Raw genomic sequence first — 20,877 nt, 5'->3', positions numbered from 1 at the left:
GCCCCTACCCCTCCCTGTCGCCCGGAAAGCCCGGCCTGCCGTCTTTGCCGGTGCCGTTTGTCTCCGGGGACGCAACCGTTTCCCGCAGTCTCACGCCACGCCCGCCGATCGGGCTCGCGGCTCCGTCGCCGATAAGCTCGATCCCCACCGACTCAAGGCCATTCACCAGCTTCATCAGGGAATCGACCGTGCCACGGATAACACCCTCACTGGCCTCCATTCTCTGGATCGTCGGCAGCGAGAGACCGGATAACTCGGCCATTTTTCGCTGGTCGATGCCAAGCAGCGCCCGCGCCGCGCGCAATTGGCCGGAGGTGATCATCGAGGTGTCACTGCCTCATATTTTAAAACTGCTTTTTTATTATTATCCAATTCAAAGTGATATTTCAATCATTATAAATGATATTTAAAACATCATTTCTCGCATTGAAAAGGGTTCCCGGCGAAGGACCTCCCGGGGGGGAAGGAAGATCGGCCTCGGCGCCCGAACCTCGGCCGCAACACCGCGTTTCCGCAATCGTGCGGACGTTTCCGCGCGCTCCCGGCGAAACCAAAGGCAGATACAAAGCCTTGGATCGAGATGCGCAAGCCGTCATCCTGCCTCGCGCGGCAGAGACGAACTCCAACGGCGGTGAAGAGATGACAATCCACCCCTTGTTCCAACGAAACGGCGCGTTCTGGCGCACGCTCTGTCTCGCGGCCGGGCCAATTCTCGCGGCCTATCTTTTGGGCTCACTGGCAACTTTCGCCAATCTCACACCCTGGTATCACATGCTCGCCAAGCCGGATTTCAATCCGCCGGACTGGATCTTCGGACCCGTGTGGACAATGCTCTACATCCTCATGGGCATCGCCGCCTGGCGGCTCCTGCGCAAGCCGGATTCAGAAGCACGTGCGAGAGCGCTCGGGTTCTATTTCGCCCAGCTCGCGCTCAATATCCTGTGGTCGTGGATGTTCTTCGCCATGCGTAGCCCCATGGCCGGGCTCATCAATATCATTCCGCAATGGTTTCTGCTTGCGGCGACGGCGCTCTGCTTCTGGCGGATCGACCGCGCCGCTGGCGCCATGCTCGTCCCCATCATTCTCTGGGTCGGCTTCGCCTCGATCCTCAATTTCGAAATCTGGCGGCTCAATCCTTAAAGCGCAGGCCAATAACACAACCATAATTTCCTGCAAAAAACCGCAGGATTGAACCGGATCGGGTACGCCCGTCCACAAGGTGTACGGATCAAAAACTATCTGTGATCCATGATGTTCGGCAGAAACAAACAAACTGCAGTCGCAGGGCCAAAGAGCGATCAATGAAGCGCATCATTCTTTGGTCTCACCGGTTTCATCATCGGCTTCACGCAAAAGGGCGGGATCGAGATCCCGCCCTGAAGATTATGCTTTGTCTGCGGCAGACATTTCACTGCAGGAGAATGATTACGGCTTTCCCGGAGGCAAGGAGCTGAAGAAAGCCGCAATGTTGATGATGTCGCTATCCGACAGGGGCTTCGCCATTGCCGTCATTGTCTCATCCGTCCGCGTATCAGCGGCCCGGTAGGCAGTCAAAGCCTTGACGAGATAATCCCTGTCCTGACCCGCAAGATGCGGAATGGCAGGTGCCGCAGCCGTGAAACCGTCGGCTCCGTGGCAGGACATGCAAACTTCAGCTTTTTGCTTGCCTTTTGCTATATCCACCGTCTGCGCCGAAGCCCCGGTAACGAGGCCAGACAAGGCGAGCATGACGGCGCCGGAAAGTGTCATATGAAAGCTGTTCATGGAGAAGGTCTTTTCAGATGAGAGCATTACGGATGTAGATCGTGGTGCCATAGGCGAGGAACACGGCGATCCACAAAGCGACGATGGCGACGGCGCCAGTGCCGAGCTTGGCGACGAAACCCTTGGCCTCATAACGGCCGGCGACTCTGCCGGACTGGTAAAGAAGCGTCAGATAGAAGCCGCCAACCAAACCGCCAACGCCGATGAATGTCGAAAAGAACAGGAATGTCGAAGGCCAATCGACATTTACCTTGTAATCGGAAACGACATAACCGAACGGCTTGAGATAGGTGACACGCACCACCTCGCGCCAGATCGCCACCATCGTCAGAATGCCCATGCCGCCTGCGACGAGCTTGTAGCCGCTAAGACTGCTCTTCTCGTCACGCAGAATATTCGCCATGAGCAAGAGTGCCATGACCATGAGCCATCCAAACGGCTGCCAGACGAGATGTGTATCCGCCGGATGATCGAACTGCCACCAGATCAACAGGCCTGTTGCAATAAGGAACCCCCAAAAGCCGATTTTTCTTCCGAGATTGCGGGCAAATTGGAGATAATCCTTGGACTTGTCCTCACGAACGGAAAAATAGTCGCTATAGGCGATGAGAAAGACGCCGACAGCGGGAATCGAAAGACTGATGATGAAGAGATAGCGCGGCCATTCGATCGCATGCAGAGCACCGCCGTTCATGTCGATGACACCGCCCGGCGCATACCAGTCCATCCAGCGTTGCGGCAGAATGGCCTGATAGGAGAGCACATGCATGATGAGCCCATCCATGAGAAACAGCACCAATCCCACAATGGCATAAAGGCCGATATAACGCTTCGCGCCTTCATGATTGCCCCAATAGAATGCGAACCACAGGCAATAAGCGACGATGAGCGAGGCGATGAAGCCGATCGCCCAGCGCGCCGACAGCACATTGGAGGCATACCATTGGGGATCATAGATCACCTGGGTGAACAGCAAGGGCGCGACGCCGAGCACGATCAGCAGGGAGACGCTGACTTTGGCAACCTTGGTCATTGCCATGGACAGGCGCTGCCAATCCTCACTGCCGGGGTGGCCATAGAAGGCATAGATCGACAATGCCGCGGTTCCCAACGCGAGGGTCACGAAAGCAATGTGAAAGACCCAGGTCAGGACCATCAGGAGTTGAAACAGGGCCGGTACGGCAGGAATGCCTGCCGGGTCCCGCAAGACGTGGAGGACAGAACTCATTTCCATGGTCAATTGCTCCTGACTGACGGCTGATCATTGGAGGAGACTTTCGACCGGCCCGCTGGCTGCCCTGCCGTCTCGTTGATATTGGCGATATAGCTTGCAATCGCGTCGATCTCGTCCTCCGGCAGATCGATGCGGGGCATGAAGGGGACGGATCCCTGTTTCAGCGGCCCCGCAAGGAATGCCGCGATCATCTGCTTATCCGTCGAATGGAAGAATTTATCCGGCAGCGAGCGCAGCGGTGCGCCGGGCTCCAGGGCATGGCAATTGGCGCAGGCGATTTTCGTCAAAACCGCGCCGACCTCCAGTTTGTTTTCCGCCGTGATGGTGCGCAGCCGTTCCGGAATGAAGGGATGCAGCTTCAGATATCCCTTCTCGGCGATCCGATCGACCTCGCCGGTGATCCCCTTGCCGGGAACATCCCGCGCGATCACCTGATTGCCATAGATATATTGGCCGGCGACATAGGGCTTGCGCATGCTTTCACGCATCCGCTCTTCCGGCCACACACCGATCAAGGCGATGACAAGGAATGCGGGCACGGCGATCCAGGTTTTCACCGCCTGCGGCTTGAACCAGGCGAAGATCAGATAGGCGGCCGATCCCACAGCGACCGCGATCATGCCTGCCGCATATTGCGGAAGCAGGTGATATTTCAGCATGATCCGCGCATTGGAAGGAACCGTCTGCAGATAATAGAAGAACATCGCGGTTGCGAAAACGCCGCCGCCAAGGCCGATAGGCGTAATCAGGCGAACGACCTCTTTCTTCAGTTCCTTGTCTTGCACACCGGCGGCGACCATCAGACCAACCACGGCAGCCATCACGAACATCGAGCCGGTACGAACGCCGAGATGGGCGAAGAAATTCAGGTTGTAGAAGGCATCATTGGTGGAACCCGTCTGATACCAGCTCTCGTTACCTGGCCACATCATGAAGGACAGAATGCCAACGATGATCAGCATCGTCGACCAGGAGGCGAGCGCGAAGGACCATGTCAATTTGAGATGGGATTTCGCGTCGATCTTGCCGATGAGATAGACGAGCGCATATGCGCCGATCACCTCGACCGTAAAATAGACCCACTCCGCGGCCCAGACCCAGACGAAATTATGGATCAGACCACTGACACCGCGCGGGCTGGTGACCGTGATGGCGTACCAGATGCCGGGGCCGGTGATGGAGCCGATAATATAGGAGAAGACGAGGAGAAAGACGCCATAGCGTTTGATGAAGTCAAGAAGCTGCGGCTGATTATCCCGATAGGCTTTGGTCTCGAGAAACGCGAAGAGGAATGCGGCGCCAACCGAGGTGTGTGATGCAAGCACATGTATCACACCAATTATGCCCATGACCCACGCCGTGCCGATATAGGGCACGTAGAAGGTCGGGTACATCCCGATGATGTCCATAATGATTGTTTCCGTGAGGTTTCCGAAGACGACGAGCCAGCGTACCCCCGCCACTGACAGGAGTTTCAAGGCGCGTCTTCAAATAAAGAAAAACATCATCAACCGCCCGCGAGATGCCACTGTGGCGGATCAATCGCTCGGACAGACCAATTGGATCAGTCACACTGATGACGGTTTCGATGAAGGTCCTGGTCTGTCACGCAAACGGTGGACCGCGTGCACCGAGTGTTGTGATCGTCCGTGGAAGCCTTGGCAATTCCCCATGGACGGTCCAGTAAACCTGCTCCGAGAGATCTTGCGGTGGAACGATGACGGATAAAGGAGGTGTCAGCCCCGGAGCGGAAGTGAGACAGCAGGCACGGCAAATATAAAGGTGCTTGCAAAACCCGTCATGCCCTCCACTTTTTCCATAGGTTTTATTCTGTGTCTGACTACAGATAACGGGAAGCGTACCGTCAGGCAGCGCATAGCGCGCAAGCTCAGCCCGCGCAGCCGGTCCATTGCTTCGATGCGCGAATCCGACTGTCGTGCTTGCCAGCACGTACAGGAGGAGAGCGATGAACCGCCCTACTCTATATTTCGCTGAAGGCGTCACAGTTCGACCACATTAGAAAGTATTGAAATCTCATAATGCGTCGATGGCGAACGCCAATCGGGCATTTTGACGCGCATTGGCGTCAGAGCCTACAAACCTTTGGTGATTATGTCGGCTGATGTCAGCCAGGCTTCAGATTCTTTCGTACTCAAGAAATTCTATCGAAAATCACGGAATAATAACGGACAGATTGATACCTCCTCCGTCCCACAGGGCACGAGGCAAAGACAAACACCCCGAAGAAACAGAAGGGTTTCGATGACACAAAAACATCGTGTTCAGGCACCCCTGATTTCGCGACAGCCGGCGAACAACCATCCCTCCCGGCAGGCCACGCGCGAGGAGCAGAAAGCCATCAAGACTCTTTAATTAAGGATGATTGCCCAAGAAAATTGCTCCCATGCTCGCCAGCAAGCTCGATCATCAAGCAAGGAAATAGCCGACGCCCCCAGGCACCCTTATGAGCCGATGGCGACAAACCTTTAAAGACGCCGATCGGCGATAGATCGCCGATAGCGCAATAAAGGCTGAGGCTTGCCGCTAGCTTACGGTTTCGCAGAGAAAGAATGTTTGGATTGTGGAATGTGTCGGAAAACGCGTTTGTTTCCACATTTCCAGCCGAATGGCTCGGTACAGACGCTATCCGTATTTCGAGAAAAATCCGACGGTAAGACGCAACACGATCGGTCAAGCCCTCTTTGAGCTCGTGTTGGCGTTAATCTGTATTGAAATTGCGCGTCTGGGGCGGGCTGGTAGCGGAGGAGGGACTCGAACCCCCGACACAAGGATTATGATTCCTCTTATTTTGTATGCTAATTATTTGATTTATATATATTATACTCACGCAATGTCGCGCCTGTGTCGCATTCAACCTAAAAGTACGCGCTCTGCTTGGGCAAGCTCATCAGCATCATCCACACGCGGAAATAGGTGAGAATAAGTGTCGAGGGTCATCGCGATGGTTGAGTGCCCGAGACGTTCTTGAACCAGCTTCGGCGGCAATTCTAGTCCGCCATCGGCCTTTCGGTTTATGAGCCATGAGGCGTAGAAATGCCGAAGCGCATGCAAGCCTGGATATTTTGCGGCCTCGATCGGCTTGCCTTCTTTGTCCAACCCTGGAACCGTCACGCCAGCCGCGATCCACGCAGGGATGAGCCCACGTTGCGCAATATTGGCATGATGCTCGGGCCGGCCGTTCCCCGTAGGAAAAACAAGATCCGCCGTACCCTTCGGGCAAGCCAATCGCCATTCACGCAATGTGTTTATCACGATTGGCGGCATCGGGATCTTGCGCTCGCCCGCCCCTGATTTTGGTGGCCCAGCTACATTGCGTTTATCCATTCTCTGCCGAACATGTAGTTCGCGTCGCTCGAAATCGAGATCAGCCCACCGCAAGCCACGAAGCTCAGAAGCGCGAAGACCAGTGAAAGTAGCCGTAATAAGCAATGGCCGATATTGGCCTTGCAAAGCTCCGATAAACGCTTTGATTTCATTAGGCGTCGGAATATCAATCCCAACTTTCAGCTTGCCTTTCTGCCTATTGTCTTTTTTCTTTTCAGAGCTGCGGCGACGCCCAGATCGAAGGTCCCGCACGACATTTCGCGACACAAGTCCACGCTCCTGGGCGTCGCCAAGCATGGCACCAAGGCTCGAAACAATCCGCTTGATCATGTCAGCCGATCGCGCCGCGCCCTCCCCTACGCCAGGCGCCGGATCGCCGCGTCGCAGCTTGTCTTCCAATTCGCGGATCATGGGAACGGTCAATTGTGAAAGCTTCAGCCTGCCAATGAAAGGCACAAGATGAAGGCGAACATGCTGTTCATAAGAATCAAGGGTTGATGACTCGAGTCTGCGCCCGCGCCCGGTTTCGAGCCACAAATTTGCCGCTTCGGTCACGGTCACGCTCGCACTATCAGGTGTATGCGTACCTTCCCGAATCTCGACATTAGCCTTCGCATGGAAAGCATCTGCTTCTTTCTTGCGATCAAAAGTTTTGAGATGGCGCTTTCCGGCTTGGTCGACATAATCGGCGACCCAGGCCTCTTTCTTCTCACCCTTTGCCGTGATCCAGCTACGCTTTCGAACTGACATGCCGATGCCCTCATCCGATAGGTCGATCATGTCGCACAAAAATCCTCACGTCAATAGGCGCATCATTCCATTGCCAGCTCTATTCATATGTGTATAAATACACATATGAATAGCCGCGCCGTCATAGCCGCCCTTGAAGCCGATGGATGGAAAAAGGTCGGCCAGAAAGGCAGCCACGTTCAATTCAAGCATCCGACGAAACCGGGCCGGGTGACTGTTCCCCATCCCTCACGCGAATTGCCCAAAGGCACACTGCGGAGCATCGAGAAGCAAGCTGGTCTCAGTATAGGATAGCGCCATGCGCCAATACATCGCTCTCATCCACAAAGAAGCCGATAGCGATTATGGGGTTTCCTTCCCCGACTTCTCCGGCTGCGTCACGGCCGGGACGACGCTCGACGAGGCCCGCGCCATGGCCGAGGAAGCCCTTGCTCTGCATATCGAGGGGTTGGCGGAAGATGGGGAAGCCATTCCGGAGCCATCTTCCCTTGAAACGGTGATGGCCAATCAGGAAAACCGGCAAGGGGTGGCGATTCTTGTTCCCGTTCCTGCCGCAGCACCAAAATCCGTCCGGGTCAATGTGACTTTGCCGGAGGACGTGCTTGTGCAAATCGATCGCTATGCCGAGAGCCATGGCCTGACCCGCTCCGGTTTCCTCGCCCAGGCGGCGAAACATGCCATGTTTGAAAAGACGTGATGCCCAGCTATAGGCATATAATTTAATTATTATTATCAACGGACGTAAGATAATCAATGACGATCGATGTAACAAACTGTTTTATTAAATTCACTATTAATATTTTATTATAAAAAAATATTATTGTGTATTAATTATAAATAATAATTAGCGTAATGGAGACGCTCTAAACATACTCATTTGATGAACCATACTGGAAGACCCATCTTTTGATGATATAGTTATCTTATAATCCCAGTTTATATTAAGCTCCTCACCTAATTTACGTTTTAGATCTGTCATATTAATTATAAGAATTCGATTATAATGCTCATTCTCAATAATCATTCTGCCAATTTCAGATGCTCGAACGACATCAAAAGCTAACTTCTCATGATCAAGTGATTGCTTATCTTCTTTATTTAAGTGCCATTCAAGAAAGTTTCCAAGTAAACAGAATAAATAGTCATCACTTGTCACAGGCCCTTCAAATGGACGAAATAAAGCCCACCCAGAGTACGTAAATATTTTTTTTATTTGCTCTGGAGGCAATCCTACTTCAGAGAACTCAAAACACAATGCCCATCTAATTACATCTTCTATATTGTATTGTATTCTTAATCCTTTCCCTGGAGAGGAAGGAATTAATCCTACTCTTTGGAAATTACGAATTCGCGCCTTGAAAGTCCCTGCGCGCCCGGATGGCACATGGTGCAGACGGGCGATAGCATTCTCAACTTCTTGATATGTAAACAAAAAGAGCCTCCTTAACCGTATAAGATCGGCAAGAATCGAAAATGCTTTCCACCAGCAGCCACTTAAAAATGAGTAATTACCAATATTTGCCATTGACGCAAGCTAGAGCTTACTTCTTAATGAGAAATACAACTCATTCCTCATTAAGGAGGCATTCCCTACAATGCAATTATCAAATTCCCACCAATGTTCTCCCGCTGACGATCTTCTCGAAGGAATGGCCGAGATAGCCGCCTTCTATGGGATCCCGCCAAGCAAGGGCTACCACCTTGCCGCGAATGGGCACCTCCCTGGGGTCTTCAAAATGGGCCGCAAGATATTTCTTTCGAAATCCGCCGCACGCGAGGGGATTTCGAAGAAAGCGAGAGGAGAAATTTGAATGATGAGGCCAGAACGAAGAAACCCGGCCATCGTGCGCCAACACGAAGCCGGGTCCGAATATGTCGTTTGCTGGGGAGCCCACGACATATCGGGAGATAGTCAAACTTCACTCCGCGGGCAAGCGGAACAGATCGGAACGCGATGCCGCCCTTCGGAGCATAGGCCACATCGGCCGTCCTTCTCACCGACGGGAGAATGCCGATGAAACCGATCGGGAAATTTCCATCGCCCTATGGACTACTCATTGACATTTATCCAGGGCAGGATCGGCATGATCCCAATGGATATGTTTTCAACGCCGATGGCATGGCGATTCTTTTTGGGATTCATGATCCCGCGCAACGAAAGCGCTTCGCGGAAATCTGCGCGCGCGAAGGCAGGCTCTCATCCGAGCACTTGAGGGATGTCGGAGGCCATATGATTCCGAAAATCCCTCTTCCGCGACCACGTGAGCCAGCCACACCTGAATTGCCCGGCGGTATCGAAATCGGCATTCCAACTGATGCGTGGATCGATCGTCTCCTTGAGACAGCGACCTGGTTCGATCGCTCGAAATGGCTTGAGAAGACCATCGCCGACAATCTCAACGTCTCCAAAAACTGGAAAATCCCTCCGGAGTTTGTCGCGTTTGGCTTGCAGACTATACTAACAGCCGCTCTTGAGCATCTGCCGGACAAAGAGATCGCTTGCTTGGAAGCAGCGGCATGGTTCGCCGTGAGTGCCCATGACGAATGGCGTGACGCCGGGTTGCATTGGCTTGAACCTTTTCAGGCAACCTGGTTTCGTGATCGGCTTTCAGCACGGCCGCGCTACCGTCGTTTTGCTCGCTTGCGCCGCAAGCTTGATCCCGCCCTGCCTTCCTGGGTCGCGGAGCTGGCTTCATGAAGACAGCGTCGTCTCTATCTCATCAAAGAGGAAGGCCCCATCGACCACAGCCCTATGGTCCTGAAAATTACGCTTGGCGAGGTGCTCCATGACGGAGCACCTTTCCTCCTCCCTTGGTGCCGAAAAACGTATAAATCTGCGCTCGGTGGAATCCCTGTCTGGTCAGGACCCAGGCATGGGAAAGCCACCCATCACGGCCACCTCCTTCATTCCTATCGATCAGAGGCGGATACCGACGCGACAATGGCTTTATGACCGTCATATGATTCGCGCCTATGCCTCGGCCACAATTACTCCCAGCGGTATTGGCAAATCCTCTCCGCCGATCGCCGAGGCGCTTGCCATCGCTACGGGCCGCCCGCTTCTCAGCATCCAACCAACCGAACGCGCCAATATCTGGATCTGGAACGGCGAAGACCACCAGAAGAACTCAAACCCCGCGTCACTGCGCCATACTGCATCATGCAACGATCGACAGGAAATCTTGGGACGCCTCTTCCTTGATTTAGGTTGCGAGCAGGAACTGATCATCGCGGAAACCAGACGAATGGGTACCCCATCAAGCCACACAACCTCCAGCATATTTCATGCACCAAGCTCGTTCGCGATTGTTCAGGGTTATCTTGACACATGTTGAGCGAGAAAGCATAAAAATTATTGTATGATAGTTGCGGATTTAGCACAGATCACGAATTCGTTATGAGCTACAAACGTTATGAGCTATAAGTTCACTAAATAGAGCAGAGAAATGCGGGATTCTGGATCAACTCGTTCGACTGAGATAATTTTCTCGCTTTTGGCTGGTAGCGCAATCTGGCTGGGCTTTTCCTCCACAGCCGAGGCGGGCTCGCTGTGCTCACAGCAAATCATTCAAAGTGCTCCAAGTGGATCTGATTGGCCAAGAGGCTACAAAGCCTATCCCGGTGTTCGATTGGAGAACGGCCAATGCACGAATAATGGTGTAGCAGGGGTTGATGATCCAGCCGCCTTTTCCGGCGCAGCACTCGCTAGCCAAGCCCTGAGTGAGCTGTCGCAATCCACAACCCTCTCGACCACGCGTCAGGCCGGGAATTCAATCACCAATCGGCGTGATGAGGAACGTGAGCGCTGCGCCGCAGGCTTTTCGCGCGTCAATGGCATTTGCGAGCCAAACATGCCGCGTGTCAACGAAGATATTGCACCGCCACCGCCCGCCCCGGCCGCTAAACCGCGTGTCGCTAGTAAGGCAAAGAAAAGCACCCTCGCCAAAGCAGAGGTACCTGCCCCTCGCAAGCTGACCTATGTGCGCAAGGAAGCGCCTTCTCCTACTTTCGTTCCCACACCGATCGAGGCGCCGTTGCGTTATGGTGTGTGGGGTCAGGTTTTCGGCGTCTATGAAAAGCGCGATGCGAATGGTCTTACAAGTATCAACGGGCCCGATTTCAATAGCGGTGCCCCCGTCCCGCTCGATACTTACGTGCAAAGCCGGGTCGGCACGATCGGGTTCCAGGCGGGTCTCGACGTCACGACACATGGCCTCTTCACTCCAACAGATGGCGCGATTATTGGCATCCTTGTTGGGCATGTCTCATCAAATCTGACACTCAATACGCAGCAGTTTTCGACCAATCCGAGTGTCGTCGGCAACGGCTTCAGCCATCTCACCGCGCAGCTGGCAGGGCCGACGCTCGGCGCTTATGCTACCTATTTCTCTGGCGGCTTCTCGGCGGATCTTCTCGTGAAGTTCGATCTCTTGAGACTCAATCAGACCTTCACGGATAACCTTGCCTTTGCCGGTCCTGCCGGCCCCTTCAATTTAACCGCCACCGGCTTTGGTTCGACGAGCCTCTTGAACACCTCGGTTGTGGCCAATCTCAATTACCGTTTCGACCTGAATCCAAATTTCTGGGTTGAGCCGACGGTCGGTGCGCAATTCATCGCACTCGACTATGGCAGCGGTGCCGCCGACCTCGGCCTCCAGAATGGGAACCAAGTAACGGTGCAAGGTGGAGCACGCATCGGCACGGTCTCCACCTATGATAACATCTTGATCAAGACGACCTTGACCGGACTTGCCTATGATGACGTAGCCATCAATGGTGGATTTATCCCCGGTGCCGCATATAACGGCAACAATATCCTGGCCAATGCCGATAGAGGTCAAGTGCGTGGACGGGGAACCCTAGCCTTCAATATAGACTTCGGCCAAGGGCTAAGTTCCTTCGTTCTTGGTGACGTTTATGGCGGCAAAGGCCTATTTGGTACCGGCGGCAGAGCAGGTATCCGCTACGAGTTTTAGTTGACTGGTTGCAAAACCTCCTTGGCGTCTCGCGAATAGCTGGAAAGCACTGCAAAGTTAGCCTGGATGCGTGAATCCTTCTCGGGATGAACAACGAATGGCGCATTTCGAACGGCCACAATACAAGCGGATTTCGACTGGAACCCTTTATATGGATCTCGCGTCGAACAAGGAGCTGGACGTGGCGCTGGTGCAAAAAGCGGAAACGGGGCATATTGGCGGCCAATTAGGTGTTTGATCCCGGCCTTTGATGGTGCAATTCTTTCGGCAGAATGGAAGGATGCACTATGGCACAAGTTCTTCACGGCCGCGCCACAACGACGGAGCGGCTGTGTTCTGCGTCAAGCGTTTTCGTGATGCCATGGGGTACGGTCCCGAAGGATTGCGTTGAGAATGGTGAGAAGCTTCCGCATCACGGCAACGAGCGCGACTTTCTTCGGCCGGCCACGGGCTGTGAGCTGATCGTAGAAAGCCCGAAAAGGGGAACGACGCCGGATCGCGGTCAAAGCCGCCATATACAGCACGGCGCGCACTGATGTTCTACCACCGGCAATGGCCCTGCGACCACGCATCAAACCAGAGTCGCGATTGATCAGAGCGATGCCAACCAAAGCAGCAATCTTATGGCGACTGATAGTCCCGAGCTCGGGCAGTTCGGCGAGAAGGGTCCGCGCGGTCACGTCACCGATACCAGGAACGGATTTCAGAAGTGCCTCGGTCTCCCGCCAAGCCCGGGAATTTTTGATGGCGTCACCGATGTCCTGATCGACCGCGTCGAGTTCTTTCTGGAGAAAGGCAATGTGACCCGCAAGCCCTTGAGCGAGATGCTCGTCGACAGCTTGACGGCTCCGATTGGTTTCCATACCGATCATCTCAATGATCTGGCGTCGCCGACCTACGAGTTCGGCGAGGTGGCTTCTTACAGGTTCCGGAAGAGGCCGCGCTTCTGGCTGCACGCGTTCGGCGAAAAGGGCGATCACTTCAGTATCGAGTGTATCAGTTTTCGCCAGGCGGCCCATGGCCCTGGCGAAATCTCGGATCTGGCGCGGGTTGACGACGCAGAGCGGCAGCCCAATGCCGGCCAAGGTCGCCGCGACAGTGGTCTCGAAGCCACCGGTCGCCTCCAGAACAACAAGGGCGACGGACAGTCCCTCGAGGCGGTTGACGAGGTTGTCCAATCCCTTTGCCTCCCGCGAGACACAGAATGCCTCACCTGACGGTCTGAGATGGACGTCGAGACGATCCTTGGAAACGTCGATTCCAACGAAGACGGCGTGTTGTTCGTCCATAACCCTACCTTGCAAATGCGGGCTCGGGCCCGAGCGGCTGTCCGGGTGTGGGACTGCAATGGTGGAGATCGCACCAAGCTCTGTCTCGGGCTTTCGAGCCCAAGGCAAATACGGGCTGATCTCCACCTTCAGCCTCGCCGGTTTCGCTCCGGCGGGCAACTCAGACATACAAGGCAATCCGTCGAGCGATACAAAATAGTGAAGAGAGCTTGAGAGCGCTGGCCAAGCGCTATGGGATCAACCAGAAGACCGTCGCCAAATGGAAGAAGCGGGTTTCGGTCTCTGATCTTCCGACGGGTCCCAAGGAACCGAAGTCCACGGTTCTGTCGATCGAAGAAGAGGCGATCATTGTCGCCTTCAGGCGCTATACGCTCTTGCCCCTTGATGATTGCCTTTATGCGCTGCAGCCGACGATCCCGCATCTGACGCGATCATCGCTGCACCGCTGCCTGCAGCGCCATGGCATCTCCGGTTCTGGTGCAAATAATTGGCTTGGGTGTGGCAAGCCATTTTGGGATGCTACCAGCCTCATGCAGCAAGTACAGCATTCCAAATTTCGGGCGCGGTTTTGCCCTTGATCCGAAGTTTGCCGATCTTGAATTGACCCTTTCTAATCCGATGCATCAATTCGATGCCGCCGATCGTAATCTTCGCGCTCCAAAACCGTTTTAATCCAAGCATTGGGCCCAAGCGGAGTTTGACTGGCCGGTGATCCTGCTCAATGATGTTGTTCAAGTATTTTGAAGACCGAATTTTGGTCCGTTCACCGCCTTGATGCTCGTTGAGAAACTCGCGGGCCGCCCGATGCGAGGCTTGATAGCCGTCCAGCGTGATCTTTTCTGGCAGCCTACCTTGGCTCTTGAAAGCCTTCCGAAAAAACGCCTTTGCGGCCGCGATATCCCGCTTGGCACGCAGGAGGAAATCAACGGTCTTTCCTTCTTTATCAACCGCACGATAAAGATAGGTCCACTTTCCTTTGATCTTCACATAGGTCTCATCGACACGCCAGGAGGCACCGGCCCGGCATGCGAAGCGGTTCCAGCGCTTTTCGAACTCCGGGACGTAACATTGGATCCAGCGCATGATCGTCGTATGCGCCAGCGAAATCCCGCGTTCAGCCATCATTTCCACCAAATCGCGGAAGCTGAGCTTGAACCGAAGATACCATCGAACGCAGAGGATAATGATCTCCCGGTCAAAATGGCGGCCTTTGAAAAGATCATCAATGCTCAATATACTGGTCGTCTCGCAGGCCTAATTGGCCGCCAATATGCCCCGTTTCCGCTTTTTGCACCAGAGCTCGTTGGCGGGGTTCTGAGTCAACGAAATCCGTGCAGACACAACCTCCAGCATATTCATGCACCAACTCCTATTTCGCGATGAAATAAAAATCGTCGCCTGGCAAAGATCCGTATTTAAACGGTTCCTGCCGGGAATTGGTCGCCGTTATTACTTCATCACGCACACGCCGGAACATCATGTCGATTTCAAGTTTCGGTTTGACGACATTATCAAGGAAAGCCTGAGTGAAAGGGCTGTGCTGACCATCACCATCTTGCGCGACTTGTCCATCGCGAGCGGAATAGACCACCAAAGTGCCCCTATCAGGCTCTACCCGGGCAAGGCCACGCCCAATTGAGCGCGAGGCCATGGTTTTCTGCATTCTGACCAGGAAGGGATTGTCGCGGCAGGCGTCGAGAATGATGAGACGAAGTTTTTTAGCCACTTCGGTTGTAAAGAGGACGCGTTCGAGTGTCACCGCCTCATCCTGGACATCCCGGTCGCTTCTAAGTTTGGCATCGGTCGGGACAAGATAATTCACTCCGCCTATCTCAAGGCCGTGCCCAGCGTAATAGATCACGGCCCAATCGGCAGTTTCCACCTTTTCGGCAAAAACACGTAAGGCGTTGATAAATTTCTCACGCGTCAGATCATGTTCAATTTGGACGGTTTTAAAGCCGACCTGGCGCAAGGCTGAAGCAACGGCATCGGCATCGCGCCGCGGGTTTGGCAAGGCCGTAACTTCGCGATAGTTGGAATTACCGATTACGAGAGCAACCCGATTTTCAACTGGTGCAATGGCAGCTGGTACGAGCTTTGCTACGGGCTCGACAGTTTCCTTCGATGACGCTTCGGCAACCTTTTGTGCATGCACGTCGCCCTCATTCTTTAGCGCTAGCCGCTCTGCCGATTTCACCTTTCTCTCTTCCATTTTGGCGAGATCGGCGAGGCGGGCTCGCGCTGTTTCCTGAGCCGGCTTGACAAGACCGCCATCGACAGTGTTCGGCAGTTTGATGGCTTGTTCAAAATCGGCCTTTGCTTTCGCGATTGCCCCCATCATTTCATAGGCTTGGCCGCGACTGACATATGCCGCGACGAAATCGGGTGTGAGACGCAACGCTTCATCAAGGTCGGTGATCGCACGCTGAGCCTCGCCCCTTGCGCGATAGGTGTCGCCTCGAAAACTCAAGCCGACAACCGAGTGTGGATTAAGTGTCAAAGCTTTGTTGAGATCATTCAAAGAGCCATTGATATCCCCTGCAAGCCGGCGGATCTTTCCCCGAGTGGCATAGGCGAGGTCATATCTTGGTTTCAGCAAAATGGCTTCATCGCAGTCGGCAATGGCTGCAGAGAGCTTGCCTTGATCAGCCAGGACAAGTGCGCGATTGACATAGGCTTCGGGAGTAGCATTGAGCTCAATCGCGTTATCATGGTCGGTTATGGACTTTCCAAGTTCACCGAGCAGCCGGTAAGCTTCGCCACGATGGCTGTAGGCCTCGTTATTCTTGGGATCGACCTCTATTGCGGCGTCGTAATCGCGGATTGCCCCCTCAGAGTCGCCACGCTGAATGCGGGCATCCGCACGTTGAATATAGCCCTTGGGATCATTCGGTGTAAGCTTGATGAATTCATCGAAATCGGCGATGGAACGATCAAAATGTCTTTTAAGATAGCGTGCCTGGCCACGATTGTAGAAGGCGTTGGCAAATTTACCATCGAGCTTGATCGCCTTATCATAATCGGCAATTGCCAAATCATATTGTTCCATACCAAACAAAGCTGTACCGCGTGCATTGAAAAGACTGGGTGTTTTTTTGTCGAGCCGGATCGCCCGATTATAATCGGCAAGAGCACCCTCATAATCGCCTTGAATTTGATGAGCGAGGCCACGGTTCTTAAACGCATCGATTGAATTTGGATTGCGGTCGAGCACACTGGTAAAATCCTTGATCGCGCTTTCGAGATCCCCTTTCTGAATGCGCGCAACGCCGCGATTATTGTAAAAGTCAGAAAGAGAGGCCTTGTCTTTCGCGCTGTCGATGAGGCGTGTGCAGGCAGGGATGCCTGCGTCAGGATTGACCAGCGAATGATTACATAGCTCGAGATCGTCATCCGCTGCCCCTGTCGTCTGAAAGGCGCTAAGGCACAGCGCAATCCAAATGATTCCAGCGGCTATGAGAACATTCTTGCTGACGACCATTTTAATGCTCCGCGACAGGAAACTGTGGCGCGACAGGGAGGCGTAACAAATTTTTCATATGAATACTATCGGGCTTGAAATCATGATTTTCTTACCAGCACTCACTGGCCATTGCACACATTCCGGCCGAGAGGCCATCCCGGATGAGACGATCATCAATGCCTCACCGTCGGTGTAGTTGCTTGGCTATCTTCGGTGCGGCGGAGGTCTCCGCCTCCTGCGTCTGGCCGTTGGGCGCGCCGGAGAGCGCCGCCGCGACAGGCACAGGTGCACTCATGTCGTTCAGGAGGCCACGAAACCGCACCGGCCGATAGCCGCGCGCGAGCAGTGAACCGAGCGGATAGATGTTACGGCAAACCCTGCCATTGCAGCCGCCGGTAGACGATTCGACGATCTCAATGCGCCGGTCGGGTGTAAAGCGCAGAAAAAGCATCACATGAGAACCCGCCTTGTTCAGCGCATCCCCCGGGAGAAGGTCAAAAGGGTTTGAAAGCTCGCGCGTGATCGAGGGAATGGCGAGCGTGGTAAAATGGGTTGCGAGCCCCCAGCTGGCACTGACGAAGGCCGAGCAGTCGACACCAACCACATCTGATCGCGGATCATTACGCGTGCAGACATTGCCGGCGAGCTGGCCGGCGGTGAGCGCTATGGCAATGCGTGAGAGCGAACCATGGCAGCCCCAGCAATAGGGGATGCCGATAACCTCCTGGCCAAGCTTGTCGTGCAAGTAGCCGGGCCGTCGCACCCGCGCGAAGCCGTTGCAGGCCGCGTCTGGATCGCGCCCATAGGCACCGCTACTGACGTGCCACCGTGCGTTGGCGAATTGCATGGCGGTCTGTACGACTTGAGCCCGGTCGAGGGGGCGCACCGCCGCCGAGGCCCCCTTGCGCCGCGCGAATTCGCTCAGGCCGAAGGAGGTGGATGGATCGCTCGGCTCGAGATCGATGACCTGCCCGTCCTTCAACCTCTGAAAGCCGACGCCAAGCAGATCGGCGGAGCCTTTGCGCGTGCGCAGAAAATAGACTTCGCCTTCGGGAGACACCGTGACAAAACGCCGTGACAGACCGATTTGCCTATCGAGCGGCAGTTCGTACACTCCTTCCAGAGCGCCGGTCGCAGCATAGCGCGCAACAAAGACCGAAGGGCCGCCGGTCATATTGACCGGAATATTTTCGCCAAGCACGAAGACGCGGCCCGAGCGGTCGATGTCCAGAACCTCGACGGAGCCGATGCGGCTACGTACCTGCATTTTGAGTTTTCCGAGCGATTCTCCCCCGTTCGTTCGCAAGGTGATCAAAACGCCCGACGTTTTGACCGGGGCGATGTCCGCGATGATCCGGCCGCGCCCGTGCGAGGCGATGATCTGCCGTGAGCGCCCGAGGGCCTTGCCGCTATTGAGACTGCTGAGACTGCGCGTTGCTTCCTCATCCGTCTCGGCCTCATTTGTGGCCCCGGGTGCAGCCTCAGTTGTCGCTGAGCCCATTTGGGCAAAAGTCGAGAGGATCGCCTCGTCCACGGCGCTTAGGCTCCGGGTGATGGCGAGGCTGCGGGTTGGTGCGTCGTCGGAGCCAACCGGCTGCAAGGCACGCGGCTCACCGTCCCAGACGTAGATCGTGTCCTTGACAACGACGAGATCGGTGGGGCGAATATCATCCGGCAAGGTGAGCGACCGCGTGAGCCCTGTGGATTTGCGTGGGTCGAAGCGGAGTACGCGGCTATTGACCTGGTCGAGCAGGTAGATTTCGCCCTCCTCGCCGGAATAAAGCGCTTGCGGGCCTTCGATTTCCGTATCAGGACTTGCCTCGATGACGCCGACGGAGGCCGTATCGGCGCCAATGCGAAAACTCCGCACGAGTTGGTCCTGGGCGAAGCCCGGGTGGACCGCAAACGACACGGCAACCATCAGGCCGATCCGCATGAGGAAGCGACATGTCCCAGATCGCGCCATTCGTTCCCCCTGCCCCGCCCCAAGCCTCAGCCCGGAGTAGATGCGATGTTTCGCATCTACTTGAGGATTATTATCCGATTTGAATGTTGCGCAAGGGTGTCAGCAGACAGCGCGGCGGCAACGGCATAGAAGTTTCAGTTCCCCGGGACCAGAGAGACATAGTGGACAGCAACGGCAGGCGGCGGAGATATCGTTGAAAGTTCCTGAGTGAGGCTTACAAACAGATCTTGTGCCTTCGCTGATGCCCCGATGGTGATCGGCTGGCGCGTTTCAATCGCGACGAGAAGGACCGGGCCCGGCCGCGATGATCTGAGCTCCATAGCGAAATCGCGGCGTCCCGGCTCACCGCCGAGGTGGTCCGAGAAATCACTGACCTGCCCGCTATCGTCGACGATGAGGAAATAGACATGGTCGGCGCGCGCGTCGATCGTGCCCTCAAGCCGGTCACCGGCATAGATGAGCCGCGCGCGTTCGACATCGAAACGCGGCGGATCGACGGTTGCAAGGAAGCGCTTGGCGAAAGCGAGCACCGGACATTGCGCCGAAACGACCTTGCGGAGGCTGATCGTTGCCTGTGCGCCGATCACGTCCTTGAACGATCTGTCGAGCGCGTCGAAAGGCTCGCGCTCACGCCCGAACCCATCAATCTCGACAGAGTCTGCCGAAATCGTCCCGGCAACCGCGAGGAAACAATCCCCGCCATCAAAATCACGTACATATTGGCGAATGCGCACGACGGGATCGAGACGCGGCCCATCACCGGCTGGCTCCGCTTTTTTGCCAGGAGGAACTGCGGTTGTTTCGGTCCGCGTCGTCGAGCCCGGTTGACCTTTGAACCAAAGCCATCCGCCGATTGCCGCGCCCAGCAGAAGCAGAGCGGCTGATGCGGCGATCATCTCCTTCACCGCGAAGGACGGCCTTTCCTGCTTAATCGGAGTGCGTGGCGGCGCAACCTCATGCGGCACAGGGATGGCAGGCAAGGCCGTGGCATTTGAAAAACGGGGCGCGAAAATGGTGGCATCGAGTGGCGCGGCAGACCCCGGCTTCCAGGTGGCAATTTCAGCCATGCTCTTCGGCCGCGCGGTTGGATCCGGCTGCAGCATGGATTCAATCAGCGGCCGCACAACCGGATCGACGGCTGAAAGATCGGGCACCTGTCGGCGTTTTTCGACGATCTCGGCCTGGCTGCCGTCCATCGGGAGCGGTGTCCCGATGAGGCATTCGGCAAGGACGAGACCAAGGCTGTAGATATCCGAAGGAGCACGCACATCGCCGCCGTAATGGCCAACCTGTTCTGGTGATACATATTTGAATTTGCCCGCAAAACCGCTGCCAATGACAGTCACGTCGCCGACGCGGAGCGACCGCGCAATGCCGAAATCGATAATCCGCGATCGTTCGATGCCGGAATCCGGCACGATAACATTATCCGGAGAGACATCACGGTGGAAGACGGTCTGGTCATGCGCCGCCTGGAGTCCAAGAGCGAGCCGCCGCCTGAGGGCAAGGGTTTCCGCAACTGTCAGGGCCCGCTTCTGGAGAATCTCAGAGAGCGGTGTTCCCTCGATGAATTCCATCGTGAGATAATGCCGCCGCAACTGCGGTTCGAAGGTAAAGCCGAAATAGCGCACGATCGCTTCATGGTGGATGCGGCGCAAGGCGAGGGCTTCGTTGCGGAACATTGCGAGCATCGTTTCGTCGCCGGCCAATTGCTCGCGGATGAGTTTGATGGCGACGGAGTCGCCCGTCTGAATTTCGTGGCCGCGATAGACGTCACCCATGCCGCCGCTCTTGAGAAAGACGTCGATCTCGTAATTGTCGTTGAGCCTCGTGCCTGGCGGCAAGGGGCCCTGGAAGGCGAGGATCGCGGAGGGGTTCGACATAGCTTAGGGGCTCAGGAGGAACAGGACTTAGGGCTCCGAGGGGCGGACGCAGGATAAAATAGAACGCGCAGTGGCGCTTCTTCAACGCACGTGCGTCACTCCCAGGTGATCACCGCAGGACAGCACTCCCTCTCCTTGGGAAGCAGTGTACAGGCCTGTCGGCATACAAGGCCGTATGTTAACCCTCTTCACATAAAAATACGCAGC

At 55.2% G+C, this 20,877-nt stretch carries 19 protein-coding genes and 1 pseudogene; 8 read left to right on the top strand and 12 right to left on the bottom strand.

Annotation, left to right across the window (positions count from 1 at the left end):
- Positions 1–4: 4 nt before the first annotated feature.
- Positions 5–322: a helix-turn-helix domain-containing protein gene (locus tag DL88_RS11495; protein ID WP_034996153.1), complete on the bottom strand. Its 318-nt coding sequence runs from the start codon at positions 320–322 to the stop codon at positions 5–7.
- A gap of 248 nt (positions 323–570) precedes the next feature.
- Between DL88_RS11495 and DL88_RS11490 the strand changes: the two genes are divergently transcribed.
- On the top strand, positions 571–1,140 hold the full coding sequence (locus DL88_RS11490; protein ID WP_245270791.1) for a TspO/MBR family protein: 570 nt from the start codon (positions 571–573) through the stop codon (positions 1,138–1,140).
- A 285-nt stretch (positions 1,141–1,425) separates the two neighbouring features.
- Here the strand turns inward: DL88_RS11490 and DL88_RS11485 are convergent, their stop codons facing one another.
- The 5 genes from DL88_RS11485 to DL88_RS11465 all read right to left on the bottom strand — a co-directional run bounded on the left by DL88_RS11485 (position 1,426) and on the right by DL88_RS11465 (position 7,093).
- Positions 1,426–1,764 carry a c-type cytochrome gene (locus DL88_RS11485; protein WP_210165305.1) on the bottom strand — a complete coding sequence of 113 codons (339 nt, stop codon included), beginning with the start codon at positions 1,762–1,764 and terminating at the stop codon, positions 1,426–1,428.
- A 13-nt stretch (positions 1,765–1,777) separates the two neighbouring features.
- The gene (locus DL88_RS11480) at positions 1,778–2,998 is read right to left on the bottom strand and encodes a hypothetical protein (RefSeq protein WP_034996151.1); all 1,221 of its coding nucleotides are present in this window, start codon (positions 2,996–2,998) and stop codon (positions 1,778–1,780) included.
- A gap of 2 nt (positions 2,999–3,000) precedes the next feature.
- On the bottom strand, positions 3,001–4,476 hold the full coding sequence (locus DL88_RS11475; RefSeq protein WP_245270788.1) for a cytochrome c: 1,476 nt from the start codon (positions 4,474–4,476) through the stop codon (positions 3,001–3,003).
- 127 nt (positions 4,477–4,603) lie between these two features.
- Positions 4,604–4,948 carry a hypothetical protein gene (locus DL88_RS21155; RefSeq protein WP_503127436.1) on the bottom strand — a complete coding sequence of 115 codons (345 nt, stop codon included), beginning with the start codon at positions 4,946–4,948 and terminating at the stop codon, positions 4,604–4,606.
- Positions 4,949–5,869: 921 nt separating this feature from the next.
- Complete coding sequence (locus DL88_RS11465) at positions 5,870–7,093, bottom strand: site-specific integrase (RefSeq protein WP_034996290.1); 1,224 nt, start codon at positions 7,091–7,093, stop codon at positions 5,870–5,872.
- A 105-nt stretch (positions 7,094–7,198) separates the two neighbouring features.
- On the opposite strand from DL88_RS11465, the gene DL88_RS19920 reads away from it, so the two are divergent.
- Both DL88_RS19920 and DL88_RS11460 read left to right on the top strand, forming a co-directional pair.
- Positions 7,199–7,387 (top strand): type II toxin-antitoxin system HicA family toxin, encoded by a 189-nt coding sequence (locus DL88_RS19920; RefSeq protein ID WP_084705137.1) that lies wholly within the window; start codon positions 7,199–7,201, stop codon positions 7,385–7,387.
- A 4-nt stretch (positions 7,388–7,391) separates the two neighbouring features.
- On the top strand, positions 7,392–7,790 hold the full coding sequence (locus tag DL88_RS11460) for a type II toxin-antitoxin system HicB family antitoxin (RefSeq protein ID WP_034996145.1): 399 nt from the start codon (positions 7,392–7,394) through the stop codon (positions 7,788–7,790).
- Positions 7,791–7,937: 147 nt separating this feature from the next.
- Here DL88_RS11460 and DL88_RS20335 read toward each other — a convergent pair whose 3' ends face one another.
- The gene (locus tag DL88_RS20335; RefSeq protein WP_156971063.1) at positions 7,938–8,525 is read right to left on the bottom strand and encodes a hypothetical protein; all 588 of its coding nucleotides are present in this window, start codon (positions 8,523–8,525) and stop codon (positions 7,938–7,940) included.
- Between the two features lie 582 nt (positions 8,526–9,107).
- On the opposite strand from DL88_RS20335, the gene DL88_RS11450 reads away from it, so the two are divergent.
- The 4 genes from DL88_RS11450 (at position 9,108) to DL88_RS20330 (ending at position 12,307) form a co-directional block, all read left to right on the top strand.
- Positions 9,108–9,791 carry a hypothetical protein gene (locus DL88_RS11450; protein ID WP_034996140.1) on the top strand — a complete coding sequence of 228 codons (684 nt, stop codon included), beginning with the start codon at positions 9,108–9,110 and terminating at the stop codon, positions 9,789–9,791.
- Positions 9,792–9,879: 88 nt separating this feature from the next.
- Positions 9,880–10,428 (top strand): AAA family ATPase, encoded by a 549-nt coding sequence (locus DL88_RS11445; RefSeq protein WP_084705136.1) that lies wholly within the window; start codon positions 9,880–9,882, stop codon positions 10,426–10,428.
- Between the two features lie 294 nt (positions 10,429–10,722).
- On the top strand, positions 10,723–12,069 hold the full coding sequence (locus DL88_RS11440) for an autotransporter outer membrane beta-barrel domain-containing protein (protein WP_034996138.1): 1,347 nt from the start codon (positions 10,723–10,725) through the stop codon (positions 12,067–12,069).
- 97 nt (positions 12,070–12,166) lie between these two features.
- On the top strand, positions 12,167–12,307 hold the full coding sequence (locus DL88_RS20330; RefSeq protein WP_156971062.1) for a hypothetical protein: 141 nt from the start codon (positions 12,167–12,169) through the stop codon (positions 12,305–12,307).
- 103 nt (positions 12,308–12,410) lie between these two features.
- Here the strand turns inward: DL88_RS20330 and DL88_RS11435 are convergent, their stop codons facing one another.
- On the bottom strand, positions 12,411–13,358 hold the full coding sequence (locus DL88_RS11435; RefSeq protein WP_034996135.1) for an IS110 family RNA-guided transposase: 948 nt from the start codon (positions 13,356–13,358) through the stop codon (positions 12,411–12,413).
- Positions 13,359–13,534: 176 nt separating this feature from the next.
- On the opposite strand from DL88_RS11435, the pseudogene DL88_RS11430 reads away from it, so the two are divergent.
- Positions 13,535–13,828, top strand: a pseudogene (locus DL88_RS11430) (IS481 family transposase); the annotation flags it as partial.
- Positions 13,829–13,886: 58 nt separating this feature from the next.
- On the opposite strand, the gene DL88_RS11425 reads toward DL88_RS11430, so the two are convergent.
- The 4 genes from DL88_RS11425 to DL88_RS11410 form a co-directional block, all read right to left on the bottom strand.
- The gene (locus tag DL88_RS11425) at positions 13,887–14,594 is read right to left on the bottom strand and encodes an IS6 family transposase (protein WP_034996134.1); all 708 of its coding nucleotides are present in this window, start codon (positions 14,592–14,594) and stop codon (positions 13,887–13,889) included.
- A gap of 133 nt (positions 14,595–14,727) precedes the next feature.
- Positions 14,728–16,839, bottom strand: a complete 2,112-nt coding sequence (locus tag DL88_RS11420; RefSeq protein WP_051955907.1) for a tetratricopeptide repeat protein — start codon at positions 16,837–16,839, stop codon at positions 14,728–14,730.
- 163 nt (positions 16,840–17,002) lie between these two features.
- Positions 17,003–18,787 carry an NHL repeat-containing protein gene (locus DL88_RS11415; RefSeq protein ID WP_210165304.1) on the bottom strand — a complete coding sequence of 595 codons (1,785 nt, stop codon included), beginning with the start codon at positions 18,785–18,787 and terminating at the stop codon, positions 17,003–17,005.
- A 134-nt stretch (positions 18,788–18,921) separates the two neighbouring features.
- Entirely contained in the window at positions 18,922–20,670 is a 1,749-nt protein-coding gene (locus tag DL88_RS11410) for a serine/threonine-protein kinase (RefSeq protein ID WP_051955905.1), read from the bottom strand.
- Positions 20,671–20,877: the final 207 nt, after the last annotated feature.

The sequence above is a fragment of the Beijerinckia mobilis genome, assembly GCF_000745425.1.
GTDB lineage: Bacteria > Pseudomonadota > Alphaproteobacteria > Rhizobiales > Beijerinckiaceae > Beijerinckia > Beijerinckia mobilis.
The sequence above is the reverse complement of the archived record's forward strand: the minus strand, read 5'-3'. Positions and strand labels throughout refer to the sequence as shown.